The following is a 5,469-nucleotide window of genomic DNA, read 5'->3' on the forward strand; positions in this document are numbered from 1 at the left end:
TCGAGTACCAGCTGCCGCTGACGAGCAAGCGCGCGGACGTGGTGCTCGCGGGCAAGCACCCGAAGACCGGGCTCCCGTCGTACGTGGTAGTCGAGCTCAAGCAGTGGAGCTCGGCCGAGCGTTTCGAAGACAGCGAGACGCTCGTGTCGGTCGAGCAGTACGGCCGTCGCGCGGTGACGCATCCAGCGCTGCAGGTCGCCGACTACTGCGACTACCTCTCCTCGTTCACCGTCATGCTGGCCGAGCAGCCGCACTCGCTGGCTGGTGTCGCCTACCTGCACAACGCCACGGATCTCGGCGTCTCGGACCTCCTTCGTCTGCAGCGGACGAAGCAGGGAGCCTCTTCACCGGTCAGCGTCGCGGCGCGTTCGTCGAGTACCTGCGCACCCTCCTCGCACCCGGCGAGAGCGGCGCCGAGGCTGCGGATGCGCTGTTGCGGAGCAAGATCACGCCGAGCAAGCAGCTGTTGGCGGTTGCCGCCGAGGAGGTGCAGAACCGGGAGCAGTTCGTCTTGCTCGACGAGCAGCGGGATGCCTACGAGCACGTGATGCATGCAGTCGAGCACGCCCGTCGGTCGAACACCAAGACGGCTGTTGTCGTGAGCGGCGGACCTGGCAGCGGCAAGTCGGTCATCGCCCTCTCACTCATGGGAGAGCTGTCACGCCAAGGTCGCGCGGTCATGCACGCCACCGGCTCCAGGTCTTTCACGATGACGCTGAGAAAGGTCGCCGGCAAGCGGGCGCCGCGTGTGCAGAAGCTCTTCACCTACTTCAACTCGTTCATGACCGCCGAGCCGAACGACCTCGACTGCCTCATCCTGGACGAGGCGCACCGCATCCGTGAGACGTCCGTCAGTCGCTACACGCGCAAGGAGCTGCGCACGGCCGGGCGTCCGCAGATCCATGAGCTCCTGTCGGCAGCAAGGGTCCCGGTGTTTCTGCTCGACGAGCACCAGGTGGTGCGTCCGGGCGAGATGGGAACCGTCGAGGACATCGAGGCGCATGCAGAGGCCCTCGGCCTGAAGGTCGAGCACATCAACCTCAACGACCAGTTCCGCTGCGGCGGCTCTGAGGTCTACGTCGACTGGGTGCTGCGTCTGCTCGGCCTCAAGCCGGGTGGCCCGATCGAGTGGAAGGGTGATGACGGCTTCAGCGTGTCAGTCGCTGACACGCCGGAGGAGCTCGAGCACGTCCTCGCGACGCGGCAGAGCAACGGCTATTCGGCCCGCATGGCGGCCGGCTACTGCTGGTCGTGGAGCGACCCACGCCCAGACGGGTCATTGGTCAACGACGTGGAGATCGACGGCTGGTCTCGTCCTTGGAACCTTCGCGGCGACAGGGCCGTCGGCGGCGCGCCGCCAGCCGCGCTGTGGGCGAGCGACCCCGCGGGATTCGGCCAGGTGGGCTGCGTCTACACGGCTCAGGGATTCGAGTATGACCACGCAGGCGTCATCATCGGTCCGGACTTCGTCTGGCGCGATGGGGGCTGGCGCACGGTGCGCGAGGCCAATCGGGACCCCGACTTCCGCAACAGGACGAAGGTGAGCGACCAGGAGTTCGACCGTTTGGTACGCAACGTCTACAAGGTGCTCCTCACACGTGGGATGCAGAGCGTGACCATCTACTCGACGGACGCGCAAACTCACGAGTTCTTCCGGAAGCTGGTCGCTGCGTCGCCTCGATAAGGGTCGGTCGCAGTCGCGGGGGGAATGTTCGCGGTATATCGATCCCCCGTCCTGGCCGCGGTCCGCTTCTTCAGCGCTGGTGCTCGGCCGTCATTCAGTTCTTGTTATGTCCGAGCGACCGTGCATGGAGGACGTCCTTCCAGTAGGACTCGCGCTGCAGTACATGGGCGTCATCGGTGCGCATCGACCAGTACTCGAGGAGGGCGAACCGCATGTCGGTCCGGTAGGACTCATCGCCCTTTGCTTCAAGAAGAGTCTTGAGACCGACGTTGCCGCCGTGCAGCGTTGCCGCGTATGTCGCCCAGCGTTGCCAGATGCCGGTGTCGCCGTAGGCGGAGCCGACATACCGCTGCCCCGTTTCCGAGTCGTGGATGACGTAGACGCCTTTCATGCTCTCCAATGGCACCCGCCAGTCGGTACGAGCTTGGCTGACGACGGCCTGGAGGTCGGCGAGGCTGTGATTGATCCGGTCGTGCCCCGGGAATGGGTCGCCAGCAAACGGCTCCTCGAGGATCGACGAGACCGTAACTGTCGGCAGGACCGACTCCATTCGCTGACGAATGTTCCTGCCCGATCTCTGATGGCGGAGCCACAGACGGCGGATGAAGGGACCCATCAGGTCCTCCCGTATCCTCACCGTGTACGAGTGCGCTTGGGGCTCGGGCCTCCGTTCCAGAACCTCCCAGATCCCGCCGAAGAGCCAAAGCGTCGGGTCGTGTTTATCTTGGGCCACCGAGAAGATGAATTCCCGGTTGAAGTCGTTGTTCACGCTTCTCCACGAGTTCCACCCTTGCCACTCCTCCGGGCTGGTCGCTAGAACGTCGATCGGATGCTTGATCTGATTCCAGACGGCGAAGTGGACCTTGTACTGTGTTGGGTCGAAGCCGTCGGGAAGCAGACTGGTCAGTGGGATGGGCTCCATGACGGGACCTTAGCCGGCGACACGACTCGAACGTCGCGCCCGGCTGGCGGCGAACTGACGCATGAACCTCACCCTGACTACGGCTGTACCTACACCCCGAGGAGGAGCTGGTCGAATCATCGGGAGTGTCGGCGCCCAGTGATATCCACTCAGTGTGACGACCCAAGACTCCCGTCGATCTTCGAGCGGCTCTTCTATGGTGCGCCAGAGCGGGCGCGGCCGAGTCATCGCGACAATTGGCGCAGCGATGTTCATTCCTGGCGTCCTCGTAGGGCAGTTTCCAAAGGAGGACCGTCTCGCGGTAGCCGCCGGTTCCCTTGTTCTCCTAATCGTTGCCTGGGCTCCCAAGGATCGCTGGCCATTCGCCCGGTTCCTGAGCACGACGGTGACCGGCACATGTTTGGCGTTCGCCGGCATCGTCGGCCTGGAGGCGCCCGCCGCCGCTTCGTCGTGGCTCATCGGAGCCGGTTTTGCGGGCATCGGTCGGTACTGGGCCGACAGCCTTTTGAGATCTGCTTCGGAGCTCGAGACGGCCCGACTGCGACAACAGCTCGAGCAGATTAAAGTCGCGCTGCGACAGGAAGCGCAAGACCCTGAGCCTAGGAACTCCTCCGTATTTCCTCTGACCTTGGTCGCGATGGTGGCGGGGCTGGCGCTTGGCCTTTCCGTTCGCACACGCCGTCCCGAGTAGGTGGTGGGTCTTCTGGGACTGTCAGCTTTTGTGAGACGCGGCGGGAGTGCTTCCTCAGGACGTCGTGGGCAGATGTTCTTGGAGAGGCGTGCCCTTTCGGCGGTGCCACGGCGAGCCACCGGCGCCTGTCGGACCACGAGGCTAATTTCCGTCCATGGCGAAGGGAGATCGCATTGCACTCCGAGTGCCCGTATCGGGAACGCGCTGCCAAAGGTGCGGGCAGACAATGAAGGTGAATGACCAGGCGTACTTCGCTCGGACGCGCGATGGGCAACCGGGCTATCGGCACATGGACTGCCCCAAGAAGTCCCCGAAGGCCGCGAGCCGCAAGAGCAGCGGCACTACGTCCAGCGGGCGCCCAGCACAAGCTCGGATGACTACTGAGGCTTGCTGCTTGTGCCAACAAGCCCTGCGCGGACGCGTTGTCCGATGGGGTGAGGGAAAGGCTCACGACTCGTGCGCCAGGGTGGCGCGAGAGATAGCGCGTATCCGTGAGGGGCTCACTTTTGCTAGCCAACGGAGCAGTGGCTGGGCCCTGGCATGGTCGATTGCGGCGAAGTGATGCGATGAAGTTGCGAGTCCTAGGAGCGGTCACGGCACAAACGGGATTGCGGGTGAGCGGCAGGATCTAAGAACCTGCAGGTCAGCATCTGGTCAGAGGCGAGGGCGCTCAGGAGGTCGCGGCAAGAGCACGTGCGTGGTTATCCCTGGCCGAGGACGCGTTCGACGCCGCGGCGCACCTCGTCCTCCAGGGCTCTGTCCACCTCCACCCCGAACTGCCGTTCCAGGGCATCGCGCCGGGAGGCGAACGCCCCGATCGCGGCGTCGACGCTGAGTGGCACCGGCTCGATGCCCATCGGTCGTAAGAGGTGGTCATGCAACTGTGTCAGGTGCTCCGCGACCAGGTCAGTGCGATTGATCGCCCCCTTGGTGGCAATCCACCAGATCCAGTCCCAGAAGTGCGTATTGATCGACGCGAGCGACTCGGCGGTGGGTTCGCGGGCCGGGACGGGCTGTTGCGATTCACTCAGGAACAGGTACTCGATCTTCGTCAGACCGTGCAGAAGTACCTGGTAGACCGGGAAGTGGCCCATTGGTTCCCACTGTTGGCTCAACGGATCCAAAGGCAGCACCAGCGTGGGCAGGTCTCGAGCCAGAGCCTCGAAGTCCGAGGTCTCGACGGCGAAGTCCCAGTCAGAGAGTCCCGCATGTGTCCCTCGGGAACGCGAGCCAGCGAACTCGACGCTGATGACAGCGGGATGGTCGCGCAGCAGAGCGGGTGCGGTCGTGATCAAGTCGTTCACCAAGCCATAGTGGCAAACACGACTGGTCCGTGCGCCGGACAACCCGGCCCGGAGCACCGCTTGGGATTTGCCGCAACGCGGTAGCGCCGCCGCTCAACAGCGGTCGACTGGCGGCGGTATGACGTGACGCGTGGCGAGTGCTCGAGCCCGGGTACGGTCGGGAGCGGCACACACGGACGCTACGAAGCACCCCCCTTTCTACTGCCAATACTTTCGATTCTGCAATTCCGTTAGGTCTTCAAATATCCCTGTGACGGTGTGCTCAAGGGCAAGCTCATCGCCATCGAAGGGCACCAGAGATGCGCGCTTGCAGGCCTCGGCCAAATTCTCGGGCTCCAGGTGAAAGTGGGTGGAGACCTTGGCTGTAACAGCCGTCACGCGCCGAGCCAGTATGACATCCGGAGTATCCGTGTCCCGGCCCGCCCTCAACCCGAGTGTGACTAAAAGGTCGGCGGCCTCTCCGGTCGGGATACCTAGAAGTTTGCCCAGCTGTTCGGGCCCCTTCGCTAGTCGTCCGAGCGCCTCCACCTGCGTCAGCCCCGTTGACCGGCGCTCAAGACTGGGCGCGTGGCGGCGAATAAACTTCGCAATCCCCTTGTAAGCCCCCCAGAGAGTCGCAGTCGTGCCTGAAAAGAGGAGCCCACCTTCCATCCATGGTCGCACGTTTGCATAGACGTCTAAGACGTTCTGCCAAAGCGAGAACCCATTGCCCCCGCCGCCCTCCACTCCCGGAAAGGGGTCGACAAAAAGAGCCAGCCGCTGCGGATCCCCTTCGAATAGTCCAGCGTCCCGCGCTCGTGCGACGTCTGCAAAGCGAATATCGTCAGGGAACACATTGAATGTGGCTCGCCCCAACTCATCGATCATC

5 protein-coding genes are annotated in these 5,469 nt (G+C 63.8%); 2 read left to right on the forward strand and 3 right to left on the reverse strand.

The window, feature by feature from the left end:
• Positions 1–433 precede the first annotated feature (433 nt).
• On the forward strand, positions 434–1,684 hold the full coding sequence (locus tag ABD194_RS19735; RefSeq protein WP_343994679.1) for a DNA/RNA helicase domain-containing protein: 1,251 nt from the start codon (positions 434–436) through the stop codon (positions 1,682–1,684).
• 94 nt (positions 1,685–1,778) lie between these two features.
• Here the strand turns inward: ABD194_RS19735 and ABD194_RS19740 are convergent, their stop codons facing one another.
• A complete protein-coding gene (locus ABD194_RS19740) occupies positions 1,779–2,606 on the reverse strand; it encodes a GIY-YIG nuclease family protein (protein WP_343994681.1) in 828 nt (275 codons plus the stop codon).
• 196 nt (positions 2,607–2,802) lie between these two features.
• On the opposite strand from ABD194_RS19740, the gene ABD194_RS19745 reads away from it, so the two are divergent.
• Positions 2,803–3,297 carry a hypothetical protein gene (locus ABD194_RS19745; RefSeq protein ID WP_343994683.1) on the forward strand — a complete coding sequence of 165 codons (495 nt, stop codon included), beginning with the start codon at positions 2,803–2,805 and terminating at the stop codon, positions 3,295–3,297.
• A 701-nt stretch (positions 3,298–3,998) separates the two neighbouring features.
• Here the strand turns inward: ABD194_RS19745 and ABD194_RS19750 are convergent.
• Entirely contained in the window at positions 3,999–4,601 is a 603-nt protein-coding gene (locus ABD194_RS19750; RefSeq protein WP_343994685.1) for a hypothetical protein, read from the reverse strand.
• A 198-nt stretch (positions 4,602–4,799) separates the two neighbouring features.
• Positions 4,800–5,469: hypothetical protein (locus tag ABD194_RS19755; protein WP_343994687.1), on the reverse strand; the 670-nt coding region annotated here is incomplete at its 5' end.

The sequence above is a fragment of the Terrabacter terrae genome, assembly GCF_039529575.1.
GTDB lineage: Bacteria > Actinomycetota > Actinomycetes > Actinomycetales > Dermatophilaceae > Terrabacter > Terrabacter terrae.